Below are 15,735 nucleotides of genomic sequence, written 5' to 3'. Positions count from 1 at the left end.
AGACAAGAAACAATCGGTTCCATCTTGCAACAGTTGGTTGCGCTGAATGGGAGATGTGTGGTTTAATGTTTTGATAATGTTATTATTTAACATTATATTGTAAGATTAGGTAGAGAGGATAATTTATCCTTTGCTGATAGCTATGATGCTGGAGCTTCGAAGTTTATCGTTCAAGGTAAATCTGGATAATGATAAAGAATCTCATAGCCAATCTCATCAATGATATTGGTAAAAGATTAGATGCTAAAGGGGAGAAGTTTCTTATGAAAAAGATATTAGTATTGATGATAGTTTTATCAATGTTAACTATAGGATGTGAAAGCCAGGCTAAGCTTGAAAGTGCTAATGAAACAATTTATTATGAGTTATTTGATTATTCTAATGACCTTATTTATGAAGCAGAGTCATTAAAAGCTATTGGGTTTGATGATCGTGATGCACAAAGGGAACGATGGGACAATAATCCAGTATCAGAAGAAACATATGGTAATATCAATCATTTTAATGGTTTGGCCATTGAATCGATGATGACTACTTATGATCCATCAGAAAATCTTGTATTCTCACCTCTGAACTTATACTTCGCTTTGGGGTTGATTCAAGAAGGGGCTGAAGGGGAAACAAAAGATCAAATAACAAAGTTAATCAATATAAATGAATTAGATTCAAGCTTGTTTAACAATGAGTTAGGTAATCTCTACAGGCAACTTTCTATGGATAATGAAATTGGTAAGTTGCATATATCAAATAGTTTGTGGTTGGATAAAGACTTTTCTTTTAAAGATGATTTTATTTCTAAACTGGGCTCTTATTATGCTGATTTGTTTACAGCAGATTTTAAATCAGACAAACTCAAAGGAAAAATTAATTATTGGATTGAAGATCATACAAATGGACTTTTACATTATGATAATGACATAAGAGAAGACGAAATCTTAAAGGTCATATCAACCTTGTATTTTTATGATGAATGGGTAGACCGTTTTGATGAAAGTCTGACAGCTAAAGACCGATTCTATTTATCTAAAAAAGAGTATGTGGAAGTAGATTTTATGAACATGACTTATGGCGCGAAAAGCTTTAGAAGAAATGAGTATTTTCAAAGTACCCACTTAAGTATGAAAAACCACTTTGGTATGGATCTATATCTGCCTAATGAGGGGATTATTGTTGAAGAAATGCTTACAGATTCTGAAATACTAGCTTCGATTTTAGACAAGTCTTCTGCAATGAACAGTGAAGACAGGTATTACGGTGAAGTGATTATTAAACTTCCTAAATTCAGTTTTGGGAGTGATTTAGGACTAAAGGAAAGTCTTAAGCATATGGGTGTAGAAAATATATTTAAATCTGAAGCTGATTTTTCTGGTATAAGTGATTCTGACTTGCTATTTGTAGGTGATGTTGTTCAAAACTCCCATATTGCTATTGATGAAGTTGGAGTAGAAGCAGCTTCCTTTACACAGATTTTATACTTTGGAAGTGGGCTTCCAGAGGATAAGTGTGAGTTGATTTTAGATAGACCGTTTGTTTTCACAATTTCTAATGGTCGTGGCGTCTGTTTATATGTTGGTATTGTAAATAATCCATTGATAGAATAGTTAAATTGAATAGTAGCATCATATGTTTTACTTAAAGTTCTACCTTGATAAGAGAGGTAGAATTTTTTTTTTAGTTGATTTAAAATACCTCCTTGACTTAACACTAACTGTAACCTTTATGCTAAAAACAATAGAAAAAGGAGGAAGTATGAAAAAGCTATTAACAGGAAATGAAGCAATGGCGAGGGGAGCATTTGAAGCAGGCGTACATTACGCAGTCGCTTACCCTGGAACACCAAGTACAGAGATTTTAGAGAATATGGCATTGTATGAGGATATTTATTCTGAATGGGCACCGAATGAAAAGGTGGCCTTAGAGACTGCTATTGGAGCGTCATTAGCAGGTGCAAGAGCCTTAGCATCTATGAAGCATGTTGGTGTTAATGTGGCAGCGGATCCTTTGTTTACATTTTCATATATGGGTGTCAATGGTGGTATGGTTTTAATCACAGCAGATGAACCAGGTATGCATTCGTCTCAAAATGAACAAGATAATAGAAACTATGCTAGATTTGCAAAGATTCCTATGTTGGAGCCATCTAATAGCCAAGAGGCTAAAGAATATATGAAAGTGGCTTATGAGATTAGTGAAAAATATGATACACCAGTTTTATATAGGGTAACAACTAGGGTTTGTCATTCAAAGGGAATCGTCACTTGTGAAGATAGAAATCAAGTGTCATACCGTGATTATGAAAAGAACATACCCAAAAACAGTCCTACGCCAATCCACAGTAGACAAATGCGTCATAAGGTTGAAAGTAGAATGTTAGAGCTTGCTGATTTATCTGAAAAGTCAGAACTAAACCAAGTTATTGATAATAAATCATCTGTAGGCATTATTGCATCTGGATGTTCTTATGTGTTTGCAAGAGAAGTATTTGGTAATGATGCATCTTACTTTAAATTAGGCTTTTCATATCCACTGCCAATAAAAGCTTTAGTGGATTTCAGTAAGTCTGTAGAAAAAGTAATTGTTATTGAAGAAAATGATCCGCTAATAGAAAACGCATTAAAACAAGAAGGTATTGAAGTGATTGGAAAAGATGTATTCCCATACTATGGTGAAATGACGCCAGATGTTATAAGAAAGTCTTATTTCGGAAAAACACTTGAAAGCATTGAATACGATGAAAGTAAAGTTGTTCCTAGACCACCGACATTATGTGCTGGATGTCCTCACAGAGGTTTCTTTTATGAGTTAGGTAAGAGAAAAAATACTATGATTTCAGGTGATATTGGCTGTTATGGTCTGGCATTTGCTGAACCATATAATGCCATGGATATGTCTTTATGTATGGGTGCGTCACTCAGTATGGGGCATGGTGCTCAGAAGATATTTAACATGAAAAACTCTGACATGCGTGTAGTATCTGTATTAGGAGATTCAACTTTCTTCCATACTGGCATCAACTCCTTATTGACAGTTGCTTATAACAATTCCAATACCATCAATGTTGTATTAGATAATAGAATCACGGGTATGACAGGCCACCAAGAGAATCCTGGTACAGGTTATACATTAAATGGTGATCCTGCAAAGGAAGCAGACATTGAAGCTCTAGTAAGAGCGACTGGGATTGAACATGTGATGACCATTGATCCTAATAATCTTGAGCAAGTGAAAAAGTCTCTAGACTGGGCATACGCTCAAACTGAACCTTGTGTCATCATTACCAGATTCCCATGTGTTCTAAAGAAGTTTTCTGACGAGGATAAGGTTGAGTTTAAAGGTGCCTTTACTGAAAAGTGCCATGTGCTTGATTCTTGTATAGGTTGTAAGAAATGTTTAAAAACAGGTTGCCCAGCACTTTCGTTCATACCAGAAACAAAGAAAGTTGTTATTGATAGAAATCAATGTGTTGCATGTGAAGTCTGTGCTCAAGTATGTCCAGTTGATGCAATCGAGAAGGAGGTTAAGTAATGAATAAGAGTATTTTATTAGTAGGTGTAGGTGGACAGGGAACATTACTTGCCAGCAAACTCCTTATTCATGGTTTAATGGACGCTGGTTATGATGTGAAAATGAGTGAAATACATGGTATGTCTCAAAGGGGCGGTTCTGTTTCATCTCATGTGAGATTTGGTGATGAAGTCTATTCGCCTGTTATTGAAAAAGGAGGCGCTGATATCTTAGTGGCCTTTGAAAAGATGGAAGGTTTAAGATGGTTAAGCCATTTAAACCCAAAAGGTCAAGCGGTTATCAATGACTTTGAAATTGAATCGATGCCTATTAAGACTGGCAAGTTTACCTATCCTGCAGATGTTTTAGACATCCTAAAGGAAAAGGCTCAAGTGAATGTTGTCAATGCAGCTGATGAGGCTCTTAAGTTGGGAAACGAAAAAGTTATGAATGTTATTTTATTAGGAACCCTTGTTAAATCAATGAAGCTCGATCACATAGACTGGGAGTCTATCATCGAAGAGCTTGTGAAACCAAAGTTTGTTGATCTGAATAAGATGGCCTTTAAAAAAGGTTTATCAATGGCGGAGGTATCATGATTAAGACGTTTAAGGATTTAGAAAGTTTAAACCTTTCGGGTACAAAACTTGCTGTTGTTTGTCCCGAAGATAAACAAACATTAAAGGCAGTTTTTACTGCTAAAAGAAATAACCAAGTTACACCGATCTTAATTGGTGATATGGATAAGATTAAGAGCCTGATAGATGGTGACAGTTATAAAACTGTCATCATCCATCACACCTCTACACCTGAAGAAGCCTCTGAAGTAGCAGTTAAGATGGCACAAAAGGGTGATGTTCAAAGCATAATGAAGGGCAAAGTGGATACCAAAGTCCTTTTAAAGTCAGTTGTAAAACATATTAAGGCAGGTAAGCTTATGAGTCACTTTGTGGTTCATGAATTAGAAGGCTATCATAAGCTCTTAGCCATGAGTGACGGTGGTATGAATTTGTATCCAGACTATGAAGCAAAAATGAGTATACTAGAAAACAGTGTTCAGGCTCTACATAAACTAGGGATTTCATCACCAAAAGTTGCAGCACTATGTGCAGTAGAAAAAGTAAATCCTAAGATGCCTGAAACGTTGGATGCTGAAAGACTCAAAAAAGAACATGAACTGGATTGCATTTTAGAAGGTCCAATTTCATATGACTTAACTATGAGCAAAAAATCAGCAGAAATAAAAGGTTTTGAAAGCCCAGTTTGTGGGGATGCCGACTTGTTACTTGTACCAAACATAACAGTTGGAAATATTTTAGGCAAGTCCCTGGTCTATTCAGCAGGTGCAAAAATGGCTGGTGTGGTCTTAGGTGGAAAAGTACCTGTTATTTTGACATCTAGAGGCTCGAGTTTTGAAGAGAAATACTATTCGATTCTATTATCAGGACAACTAGAAAGGGGGTCTCGTGATTAAGTTTGTATTAGCTATAAACCCAGGATCTACTTCTACCAAGGTAGCGCTTTATGAAGACGAAATTTTGTTACATGAAAAATCATTGAATCACGAGACTAATGAGTTAGAAAAGTACGAAACGATCGCATCTCAATATGATTTTAGATATTCAGCTGTATTAGATTTTCTTGATGAAGTAGACTTTGATGTTACTAACTTATCTGCAGTCGTAGGAAGAGGTGGTCTTTTACCGCCAGTGAAGTCTGGTGCTTATGAAGTCAATGAAGCCATGGTGGATAGACTTATGAATAGACCTGTTGTAGAGCATGCATCTAATCTAGGTGGTATCATTGCATTTAAAATAGCATCTTCAATTGATAAAAAAGCTTATATTTATGATTCGGTAGCCGTTGATGAACTAGATGATATAGCTAGAATTTCGGGTATGGCTTCTATTGAAAGAAAGAGTTTTTCACACTGTCTGAATATGAGAGCTGTTGCACATGAAGTTTCTGAACAATTAAACAAACCTTATGAAGAGTCTAATTTTGTAGTTGCACATTTAGGTGGCGGTATTTCTGTAAGTGCCCATAAAAATGGAAAGATGATAGATATCGTTTCAGATGATGAAGGTCCATTTTCTCCAGAAAGGTCAGGTAGAGTACCCTGTAAGGACTTAGTTAAAGCGTGTTTTGAAAAGGGTGCTGATAAGTCTGATATGATGAAAAAACTGAGAGGTAAAGGTGGACTGATTTCATATCTAGGTACAAATGATGCCAGACAAGTTGAAAAGATGATTCGAGAAGGTGATGAAAAAGCTGGCCTAGTTTATGAGGCTATGGCTTACCAAATCTCTAAGGGAATTGGTGAAATGGCTGTCGTATTAGATGGACAAATAGATGGCATTATTTTAACTGGTGGTATGGCTTATTCAGATATGCTTATGAAATGGATTCAAAAGAAAGTATCATTTTTAAGTAGGGTCTTTATACTTCCAGGTGAAAATGAGATGGCTTCTCTTGCAAAAGGCACTTTAAGGGTCTTAAATGGACAAGAAAAGGCTAGAGAATACAAGTTAGGATAATTTTATGAAAAAGAATTTAAAATGGATTATATGGGGCGTCTTGGCTCTTGCTTATGTTGTGGTCTTTTTTCATAGACTGGCAGCTGGGGTTGTAAAAGAAGATCTGATGCAGACTTTTTCAATATCGTCAACGACATTTGGTTTAATAGGGTCGCTTTATTTTTATGCCTATATGTTTATGCAAATACCATCAGGTATTCTTGCTGATACTCTGGGTGCTAAAAGAACGGTTACCTACGGGACTTTAGTAGCAGGTATTGGCTCTCTAGTATTTGGCTTTGCATCTAATGTGGTTATGATTTTTATAGGCAGGATATTAGTAGGACTTGGTGTTTCAGTCATCTTTATTTCCTTGTTAAAAATACTTGCTGATTGGTTTGAACCAGAAAATTTCGGGAGAATGTCAGGGATTACATCTTTTGTCGGTAATATGGGGGGCATACTTGCTCAAACACCACTTGCACTTGTTGTTGCTGCATTCTCGTGGCGTCATGCCTTTATAGGTATGGGTCTTGTTACCTTAGTTATATGTTTGATGTGTAAGTTGATTATAGTAGATAAGAAAAAAGAAGTATCAGAAAAAGTAGATATTAAAAAGGGTTTGTTAATTGTTATAAAAAACAAGCATACTTGGCCAGGCTTTGTAGTATTTGCAGGTTTATTTGGCGCTTTTGCATCCATGACCGGCACTTGGGGAAGAGCCTATATGTCAGACGTCTATGGTTTGACAAAAGTCTCTTCAGCCAATTATATGGCCATCATGGTTCTAGGGATGGCCCTTGGTTCCATTGTCACAGGTATGGTTTCTGATAAGGTCAAATTAAAGAAGATGCCTATGGTTGTTTTAGCGTCAATTAATGTCATCTCTTGGGGCTTCTTTGTTCTTGTAAATCTACCGCTTCAAATGATTGGTCCACTCTTGTTTGTTATGGGATGGACAACCAGTGCATTTGTCCTATCTTGGGGCGCTGCAAAGGAAGTCAATCCTAAAGAGATTACAGGTATTTCAACGTCAGTTGTAAACATGGGAGGCTTCTTTGGTGCAGCAATAGTACCTGTTATCATGGGAAGAATATTTGATTCATATGCATTTATTGATGCAGGTGCATATAAAACGGCATTTTTAGTCTGTCTCTTCTCAAGCCTTTTTGGTCTTGTGGGCACTTTCTTTATAAAGGAGACCCACTGTGAAAATATATATGATAAAAGAGAGGTGGCTTAATGTTTAGAAAAGAGATGTCAAAATTAAAACCCTACATACCTGGGAAATCAATTGAAGAAGTGATGAAGGCATATCAAGTGGTCGATATCGTTAAACTGGCTTCTAATGAAAATCCATTAGGTCCTTCTGAACTTGCCATCAAGTCTATTCAAGAAAGAGCACCTTATGTGCATTTGTATCCAGATGGTTCAGCGCTTGAACTTAGAAACAAACTTGCCTATAAATACAGTGTAGATCCAAATCAAATCCTAATCGGGTCTGGTGGTGAACAGATTATCAAGCTTGTTGCTCAAACCTTTATCGATGGTGGTGATGAGGTTATCTTTGCTAATCCATCATTTACTATGTATGAGATTATGTCTACACATATTGGGGCTAAGTGTTTATCTTTGGATTTAACAGATGACTTTAAACATGATTTTGATGGCTTTAAGAAGGCTATCACTGATAGGACTAAGCTTATTTATATCTGTAATCCTAATAACCCTACGGGTAATATTATGACAAATCATGAGTTGAACAGCTTTTTAAAGGATATACCGGAACATATTATTGTCATGTTAGATGAAGCTTATTATGAATATGCATGTCATGATGCGACTTATCCAAACGGCATAGAAATTTTAAAGACAAGGCCAAATACCATTGTCTTAAGAACCTTCTCTAAAATATCTGGTTTGGCAGGGATGAGGATTGCCTATTGTTTTTCATCGGCTGAAATTACTCAGGAAATGAATAAGATTAGGGGTGTATTTAATGCCAATAAGCTTGCTCAACATGCAGCTGTGGCTTCTATGGATGATGAGGACCATTTGGATAAAACACTAAAACTTAACAAAGCATCCATGAAGAGAATGATGGATTACTTTGATGAGAAAGACTTGGATTATGTTGAGAGTCATACTAACTTTATTTTTGTTAATGTAAAGAAAAATTCTAAAGAAGTTTATGAAGCACTAATGAAAAAAGGAGTTATCGTAAGACCTGGTTTTCTCTGGGGATATGATGACTACTTAAGAGTCTCGACAGGCACAGTTGAACAAACCAATAAATTTATACAAGCACTTGATGAAACTCTTTATTTGTAAGACAATGATATAGAGGTGACTTATGGGTTTAGTATTTTCGGTAAGTGAATTGTCAAAAATAACAAATGTGAGTGCAAGGAACATAAGATATTATGATTCTATTGGACTCTTCGAACCTAGCGGTATTTCTGAAAATGGATACCGCTATTATGCTATAGAAAAAATTGAGGAATTAAGACTAATAAGTTATCTGAGGCATTCTGGTATTTCGATAAAAGAGATCAAAAGACACTTAGATAATAGAAACATTGATGACTATGCAGAAATTATTGAAAAGCAAATTGATAAGCTTAACGAAGAACTTGAAAAGATAGAAGCAACCAAGGCAAGGCTTACTAATCGATTGGCTTCCCTTGATTACATAAGAAAGTTGCCACCTCTGGATGACATACTTATAGAAAAGCATCCAAGGACACCTATCATAAAAATAATGAAGAAGATTATGACCCCTTATGACTGGGAGTGTGCCATGGCTGAGTTTGAAGCGGAGCTGCCGCCGAGTTTGATGATTGGTGAAAATGGTTTCTTTGCAAATATAAGATTGGATAGACAGGCTACTGAGTTTGAGGGGATGTTTATGCTTGCAAATGATCCCTTTACTCTGAAGTTAGACCATTTAAGCTACATTGAGGAAGGCTACTTCTTGACCATTTACGTTAAAGGTGACCATAAAGCAGCCTTTGAGAAGTATCCAGACTTAATCAATTATGCAAAAAAACATCACCTAAAGTTAGGTGATTTAGCATTAGAAAGGACCTTGATTGACCACTTTATTTCAAGTGATGAGGACCTGTATATTACACAAATAAGAATTCCTATTATAGAAAGTGATCATTAGATCACTTTCTTATTTCGTCTAGGTAATTGTATAAAGTGAATTTAGATATACCAAGCAACTCGCATATTCTAAGACCTGATTTTTGGATTAAGAATACACCTTTGTGATCTAAAAATCTTAGGAACTTCATTTTAGACTCCTTGTTCATATCTGTAACTGGTACACCAACTTGAGAGATGCCTTCAGCAATAAAGCTTTCAAGCATTTCTGATATAGAACTTGAGAACATTTCATTCTTTTCATTAGATTTTTCGAAGTAATTGTTTTTAGACATATTGTTAAAAACACGTTCTAATGCAATCATATCGGTAATATCTTGATTGATGCATATAGAACCTGTAAGCTTTTTATCTTCATAGAAATTTACTGTAGATGAGCGAAGTGTTTTACCGTCAGGTGTATGTGTGATGTATCTGAAATTCTTTTCTACATGTTCATTTCTTTTGAGCTCTTCTAAGAATAATGTTGTTGGGCAACCGCCCATTTCTCTACCGGTTACATGACCGTTTTCAATGTGAACAATGGTCTTATCAAAACCATTTCTAAAGTCGTGAATAACAACTTCTGTGTTGTTTCCAAATTGGGCAGATATGCATTCTGCTATATTTTTAAGTGTTTCAATTGAGTTCATGACCTATACCTCCAATATGTATTATAACATATTTTCATACTAAAAGTTAGAAAATCAAAAAAAAAGTTGACCAAGCTGAAAATATCTTGTATGATTTTATATGACGAAAGGTTATATTTTCATACAAAAAGTTTGAAATGTAGATTAGGGGGGAAACAATGGCAGAGAAGGCTATAAAAATGGAACATCAAAAAACCAAGAAATTAAGTGTCTTAACCAAGTTAGGATACGGTATAGGTACGCTTTGTGATTCAACTGCAGCAAACTTATACAACATCTTTTTCCTGGTGTTTGCAATTAATTTTGTTGGACTTAATCCTGCGTTTGCAGGTATGATTTCAGCGATTGCAGTTTTATGGGATGCAATTACAGATCCTATTGTTGGATATTTATCTGACAGACTTAAGAAAAAAGGCAAGCTCAACAGAAGGGGATTCTTGATTAGAGCGATTGGACCTTTTACGGTGTCTTTTTATTTCTTGTATAAGATCATTGAAGCAAGTGCATCGGTTCAAAATATCTATTACCTGGTATTGGCACTTTTATTTTGGACATCTTATACCTTGTTTATGATTCCATACTCAGCTTTAGGTGCTGAAATGACCAATGACTATGAAGAAAGAACATCATTAAGACTTTATGCACATATATTTACCATGTTAGGTCTTATTGTGGCAAGTTCACTCACAATGGTTATTGTTGAAGGCGTTTTACAAACTGGTGGTACACCTGCTGCAGCATGGGGCAAGGTAGCCCTTATATATGCAGCCATTATATTTACAGCTGGCCTTATTACTGTTGTAGCTACAGCAAAGTCTGAAGTAGAAACTGTTTCAGAAGAGGCTCAAGTGAAGAATATCTTTAAGTCTATGTTTGAATTGCTTAAAGTTAAGAGTTTAAGAATTATTGCACTGTCACTTGTACTTTACGCAATTGGTTTTACGATTGCACAGGGAACGGTAGTCTTCTTAATGGAACATGTAACAGGACTAGATGGTGCAGGTATCGGTATGTACTTCCTCTTAACTGCGGTTATTGGTATTGTCTGCATACCACTCGTTAATTTCTTTTCTAAAAAATTAGGTAAAAGACAAGCATACACGGCTATGATAACTTTTGCAGCTTTTGGTCAGATCGCATTTAACTTTATTGGTGTACCGACATTTGGTTTGCTTTTGATATTTGGTGTTATTCAAGGTATTGGACATAATGTATTTTTCCCATTGGGATATGCGCTTACTTATGACTGCTGTGATATTTCTGCTTATATTTACAATGACAGAAAAGATGCGACGATCTTATCATTAACAGGTTTATGTCAAAAGGGTGGTTATGCAATTGGTACATCCATTGCCGGTTTCTTATTAGGCGCATATGGTTACAATGCAGCTGAACATGTGCAGAGTGCTCAGACCATTTCAGGTATCCAAACGACCATGTTTATTATCGCACCAATATTCTTTTTAGCAGGCGGCCTAGTGATGAGTCGATTTAAGATCAACCAGAAAAGATACGATGCACTTCAGGAAGCACTTGAAGCTCAAAACAACAATAAACCACATAATTCAGAAGGATTTAAGGAGCTATTATAGTGAAAACATTATATACAAACGGAAACTTTATAACCATGACCGATCAATCTATTGATTGGTTGTTGGTTGAAAACAAAATGATTAGTGACTTAGGAAAAGGTGATAGACCTGTTTCTGACCACATTATTGACTTAGAAGGCAAGACTTTGATGCCTGGCTTTATTAACGCTCATATGCATCCACTGCCTGCAGGCATGGAGGGTACAACGATTCCGTTATTTGAGTGTGATACCCTTGAAAAAGTCACTGATATGATTAAAAGACATGTCAAAACAAATGATGAAACGTTTTTATTAGCAGAAGGTTATTTGTCTATGCTTATTGACTTTGATAACAAAGCTTTTAAGATTTTCAATGACATAAGTCATGACCATCCAATCGCCATTAAATACATCACAGGTCATGGTATGATTGTTAATCAAAATGTTATGGATAGACTAGGTCTTAATCACTATTTTATAACAGGTGAAAAGATGTCAGAGGCCAATAATCTTTTTTCTGACCAAGCAGTTGATGGCTTTATACACAAGGTTTCAAATGAAGCGGTATCCAAGGGGTTTACAACACTTCATACCTTGGTTCATGGTGAGCTTTCTGATAACAGAGACGTTGCTACATGGGTAGCAGAAGAAAAGGACAGGCAAGCTTTAAAAGTCCAAGTTCTTAACTTTGTTCAGACCATGGATGTGGACTTGGTTATGAATTATGATTTGCCTAGAATCGGTGGTTGTGTTTGTCTCGACGGCACACCAATAGAAGGTAGTGCAGCTTTTACAGAACCTTATGAAGATGGCCATGAAGCGGAACTTTATATCAAAGATTCTGACCTCTTTGAAATGGTTGCCAAAGCACATAGAAATGATATGCAGTGTGCATTTCATGCAGTGGGGGATAAGGCTGTGCACCAGTTGATTGACTGTTATCAAAAGGTATCAGACATTTATGGTAAGAAAGATTTAAGACACCGAATTGAGCATGTGGATTTGATCAGTGATGAAAAATTAAGGCAAGCAGCTGAACTTGGCTTGGTATTTTCTGTGCAACCAGGCATTGGCTATCTATATGGCAAAGGCTTTGACAAGATTCTTGGTAAAGAAAGAGAAAAACTTTTAAACAGTCTAAGAAGATATAAAGAAGCGGGTGTTACTTTGGCTGGTGGTACCGATTCACCTGTGACACCACTTGATGCCTTGTTAGGTATACATGCAGCAGTGCATGCAAGCTCTGATTTGAGAAAATTGTCCATTAAAGAAGCACTTGAAATGTTTACTTTAGGTGGTGCTTACGCAGGACACGAAGAAGACTTGAAAGGTTCTTTAGAAATCGGTAAACAAGCAGATTTAGTTGTTCTTTCAGATGATCCATATGAAGCTGAGTCCATTAAAGACATATCTGTAGAAATGACTGTTGTAGCTGGAGAACTTGTTTTTAAAAAGGAGTAAAGATGACAATTGAAGATAGACTTAAAGATTTAAAGATAAACTTACCTGAACCTCTAGAACCAATAGGATCCTACATTCCTTTTAAGCGAGTTGGTAACTTGATCTATTTTTCTGGCCAAGGTCCCATGTGGGATAAAGTACCCAAGTATCATGGTAAGGTAGGACGAGAGTTAAATAAAGAACAAGGTTATGAAGCTGCTAAACTCACTGCATTGAATATGATTTCTCAAATAAAAAATGCGATTGGTGATTTAGATAAGGTCAAGCAATTTGTTGATGTGACTGGTTTTATCAACTGTACGGATGATTTTATAGACCAGCCTTATGTCCTCAATGGCTTTTCAGAGATGATTATTGAGGTGTTTGGAGAAAAAGGATATCACAGTAGGTGTGCTGTTCCAAGTGGCACCCTACCCATGGATACACCCGTTGAAATAAAAATGATTGTTGAGGTTTATGATGAAAATTGTTGATACACATTATGATTTAGGGCCAATCCTTTACAACCGGTATGCTAAGGGTGAAAGTGATGTTATTAAAAATGTATTATTACCAGAGTGGCGTGATAACCAGGTTCAGTTAATTGTCGCAGCAGTATTTGTTAGTGATCACTTTGTTTATGATTCACCTCTAAGACATGCACTTGATCAAATTGCCTTAATCAAGAATGAAATAAAAGGCTTAGAAGAGCTTATGCTGGTTCTTGATAGAGCGAGTTTAGACAAAGCTCTTAATGAGAATAAAATAGGCATAATCTTGTCTTTAGAAGGACTAGAACCTATAGGAAGTGATTTAAATCTTCTAGATATTTTTTACGATTTAGGTATTAGGGCGGCTGGATTGACTTGGTCTAGACAAAATGCTGTTGCTGATGGTTCTAGATTTGAAGGAGAAAATACAGACAATGGTTTAACACATTTCGGAAAGAAGGCTGTAAAGAAGATGCGTGAGTTAGGCATGCTTGTGGATGTATCTCACCTTAATGACGCTGGACTAGATGAACTATCAGGTAAGCTCTTTGCATCACACTCAAATGCTAGAGAAATCAACAAAATCACAAGAAACTTATCTACCGAACACCTAAGAAAGATAAAGGCAAGTAGTGGCATCATCGGTATCAACGGTATTAAGCCCATTGTAGGTGGTGGTATAGATACCTTGTGCGATCATATTGATTATATGAGAGATCTATTAGGTTCAGAGCATATCTGTTTTGGTCTTGATAAATGCAATGATTTAGAAGTCAATGGTTTAAGATATGGCAATGAAGAAATCGAGGAAATTGATGTCATTGCAGATTATAAGGACCTTGAAGAAGTAAGGAAGATTTTAAGAAAAAGAAGTTATACAGAAGAGGAAATTGAGGGGATTTTTTATAAGAACTTCATCTCTTTTTTGAAAGGATGTTTTAATGAGAACAATCAATGAAACAATTGAAATGTACGTTGAAGGTACACGAACAGGAGATGTTAATTTATTAAGAAAGGTCTTTCATGAAAAGGCTGTTATGTCTGGAGAACTATTTGGTATGAAAATGATAGTCGATTCTCCTGAACATTTCTTTAAGGACATAGCTGGCGAAAAGGCAGCAAGTAATTATGAATATGGTTATGAAATTCTAAAAGAAGTCAAAGATATAGCTGTTGTGGAGCTGAATGAAAGAAATCTTAAATCAGCTAATTTTTCCAATCTCTTTCAATTGCAAAAGATAGAAGATGACTGGTATATAACTTCCAAATTGTTTACAAGTTTGGAGGTATTATGATCTATACAATACCCAGTCAAGTGATTTATGGTCAAGATAAATATGATCAAGTTAATCAAATTATTGAGACTCTAGCCTTAGAAAATGTTCTAGTAATTACCGATAAAGGACTTTTGGACTTGGGCTTGGTTAAAAGCGTTATGGATAAGCTTAGGATTTCAAATTACTTTGTAGAAGATGGTGTCATGCCAAATCCCAAAGATACTTATGTCAATGAAGTGGCAAAGTTATATAAAGACAAAGCAATTGATGGTCTAGTGGCAATTGGTGGTGGTTCTGTTATGGATGCAGCTAAAGCCATTAATGTATTACTTTGTAACAATCATGACATCGCTTACTACGAGAAACATCCTGTTTTAAATCCTGGACACAAGCTCTTTGCCTTTCCAACTACTTCAGGAACCGCAAGTGAGGTGACAGGTGTTTCAGTGGTGACCAATTCTTTGGAACACAGAAAAATGGTTATATTAGGAGACCATGTAAAAGCTGATTATGCAGTCCTTGACCCAAGCTTAACTTATGGACTACCTAGGCATATTACAGCTTCTACAGGTATGGACGCTCTTACACATGCAATAGAAGCCTATGTATCAACTTTGGCAACATCATTTACAGATGCTCACGCTTTGGTTGCCATTAAAGAAATCACAGAACATATTAATAAATATGATTCGGAGGAATCAAGAGAAAAACTTATGTATGCATCTACCATGGCAGGCTTTGCCTTTAACAATGCCATTTTGGGACTGGTTCATGCAATTGCCCATCCATTAGGCGCGCATTTTGATATACCTCATGGTGTCGCAAATGCTATTATGTTACCAGAAGTGGTTAGGTATAACTATGATTCGAGTGAAAAGTTTAGAGTAATTGAAAATATTTTAGAGACTAATAATTTATATGAGTTTTTAAAGACTTTAAATACTCAGTTAGGCATACCAGCTTTAAGTGATTTCATAAGTCCAGAAAACTTCGAAATTATTGCAAATAGTACACTTCTAGAACCGTCACTCCATATGAATCCTAAAGCAGTAAACAAAAAAGATGTCATTAGTATTCTTAGTCAAACATATGGAGTTATATGATTATTTGCTAAACGCTATTATTACATAAGTA

At 35.9% G+C, this 15,735-nt stretch carries 15 protein-coding genes; 14 read left to right on the top strand and 1 reads right to left on the bottom strand.

The window, feature by feature from the left end:
- The first annotated feature begins 263 nt into the window (after positions 1 to 263).
- The 8 genes from EZV73_RS00765 (at position 264) to EZV73_RS00730 (ending at position 9,189) form a co-directional block, all read left to right on the top strand.
- Positions 264 to 1,601: a serpin family protein gene (locus EZV73_RS00765; protein WP_240837365.1), complete on the top strand. Its 1,338-nt coding sequence runs from the start codon at positions 264 to 266 to the stop codon at positions 1,599 to 1,601.
- A gap of 148 nt (positions 1,602 to 1,749) precedes the next feature.
- Positions 1,750 to 3,525, top strand: a complete 1,776-nt coding sequence (iorA, locus tag EZV73_RS00760) for an indolepyruvate ferredoxin oxidoreductase subunit alpha (protein WP_240837363.1) — start codon at positions 1,750 to 1,752, stop codon at positions 3,523 to 3,525.
- The gene (locus EZV73_RS00755) at positions 3,525 to 4,103 is read left to right on the top strand and encodes an indolepyruvate oxidoreductase subunit beta (protein WP_240837362.1); all 579 of its coding nucleotides are present in this window, start codon (positions 3,525 to 3,527) and stop codon (positions 4,101 to 4,103) included. The genes iorA and EZV73_RS00755 overlap by 1 nt, the downstream gene beginning before the upstream one ends.
- On the top strand, positions 4,100 to 4,978 hold the full coding sequence (locus EZV73_RS00750; RefSeq protein WP_240837360.1) for a phosphate acyltransferase: 879 nt from the start codon (positions 4,100 to 4,102) through the stop codon (positions 4,976 to 4,978). Before EZV73_RS00755 ends, EZV73_RS00750 begins: the two co-directional genes overlap by 4 nt.
- Positions 4,971 to 6,041 carry a butyrate kinase gene (gene buk / locus EZV73_RS00745; protein WP_330636923.1) on the top strand — a complete coding sequence of 357 codons (1,071 nt, stop codon included), beginning with the start codon at positions 4,971 to 4,973 and terminating at the stop codon, positions 6,039 to 6,041. The genes EZV73_RS00750 and buk overlap by 8 nt, the downstream gene beginning before the upstream one ends.
- A gap of 4 nt (positions 6,042 to 6,045) precedes the next feature.
- On the top strand, positions 6,046 to 7,263 hold the full coding sequence (locus EZV73_RS00740; protein ID WP_240837358.1) for an MFS transporter: 1,218 nt from the start codon (positions 6,046 to 6,048) through the stop codon (positions 7,261 to 7,263).
- Positions 7,263 to 8,351 carry a histidinol-phosphate transaminase gene (hisC, locus tag EZV73_RS00735; protein WP_240837356.1) on the top strand — a complete coding sequence of 363 codons (1,089 nt, stop codon included), beginning with the start codon at positions 7,263 to 7,265 and terminating at the stop codon, positions 8,349 to 8,351. Before EZV73_RS00740 ends, hisC begins: the two co-directional genes overlap by 1 nt.
- 22 nt (positions 8,352 to 8,373) lie before the next feature.
- Entirely contained in the window at positions 8,374 to 9,189 is an 816-nt protein-coding gene (locus EZV73_RS00730; protein ID WP_240837355.1) for a MerR family transcriptional regulator, read from the top strand.
- 1 nt (position 9,190) lies between these two features.
- Here EZV73_RS00730 and EZV73_RS00725 read toward each other — a convergent pair whose 3' ends face one another.
- Positions 9,191 to 9,820: a transcriptional regulator gene (locus tag EZV73_RS00725; RefSeq protein ID WP_240837354.1), complete on the bottom strand. Its 630-nt coding sequence runs from the start codon at positions 9,818 to 9,820 to the stop codon at positions 9,191 to 9,193.
- A 158-nt stretch (positions 9,821 to 9,978) separates the two neighbouring features.
- Here EZV73_RS00725 and EZV73_RS00720 point away from each other — a divergent pair, with 158 nt between their 5' ends.
- The 6 genes from EZV73_RS00720 to EZV73_RS00695 are packed head-to-tail and all read left to right on the top strand — an operon-like array spanning position 9,979 to position 15,704.
- The gene (locus EZV73_RS00720) at positions 9,979 to 11,412 is read left to right on the top strand and encodes an MFS transporter (protein ID WP_240837353.1); all 1,434 of its coding nucleotides are present in this window, start codon (positions 9,979 to 9,981) and stop codon (positions 11,410 to 11,412) included.
- Positions 11,412 to 12,854, top strand: coding sequence for an amidohydrolase (locus tag EZV73_RS00715; RefSeq protein WP_240837352.1), 1,443 nt, complete (start codon positions 11,412 to 11,414; stop codon positions 12,852 to 12,854). The genes EZV73_RS00720 and EZV73_RS00715 overlap by 1 nt, the downstream gene beginning before the upstream one ends.
- A gap of 2 nt (positions 12,855 to 12,856) precedes the next feature.
- The gene (locus EZV73_RS00710; protein ID WP_240837351.1) at positions 12,857 to 13,327 is read left to right on the top strand and encodes a RidA family protein; all 471 of its coding nucleotides are present in this window, start codon (positions 12,857 to 12,859) and stop codon (positions 13,325 to 13,327) included.
- Positions 13,314 to 14,282 (top strand): dipeptidase, encoded by a 969-nt coding sequence (locus EZV73_RS00705; RefSeq protein WP_240837350.1) that lies wholly within the window; start codon positions 13,314 to 13,316, stop codon positions 14,280 to 14,282. The genes EZV73_RS00710 and EZV73_RS00705 overlap by 14 nt, the downstream gene beginning before the upstream one ends.
- Positions 14,266 to 14,619, top strand: a complete 354-nt coding sequence (locus EZV73_RS00700) for a nuclear transport factor 2 family protein (protein WP_240837349.1) — start codon at positions 14,266 to 14,268, stop codon at positions 14,617 to 14,619. The genes EZV73_RS00705 and EZV73_RS00700 overlap by 17 nt, the downstream gene beginning before the upstream one ends.
- Entirely contained in the window at positions 14,616 to 15,704 is a 1,089-nt protein-coding gene (locus EZV73_RS00695) for an iron-containing alcohol dehydrogenase family protein (RefSeq protein WP_240837347.1), read from the top strand. The genes EZV73_RS00700 and EZV73_RS00695 overlap by 4 nt, the downstream gene beginning before the upstream one ends.
- The last annotated feature ends 31 nt before the right edge of the window (positions 15,705 to 15,735 follow it).

Source organism: Acidaminobacter sp. JC074 (assembly GCF_022496765.1).
In the GTDB taxonomy this organism is placed as follows: Bacteria; Bacillota; Clostridia; order Peptostreptococcales; family Acidaminobacteraceae; genus JABXKX01.
This window is presented reverse-complemented; position numbering and strand designations above follow the sequence as displayed.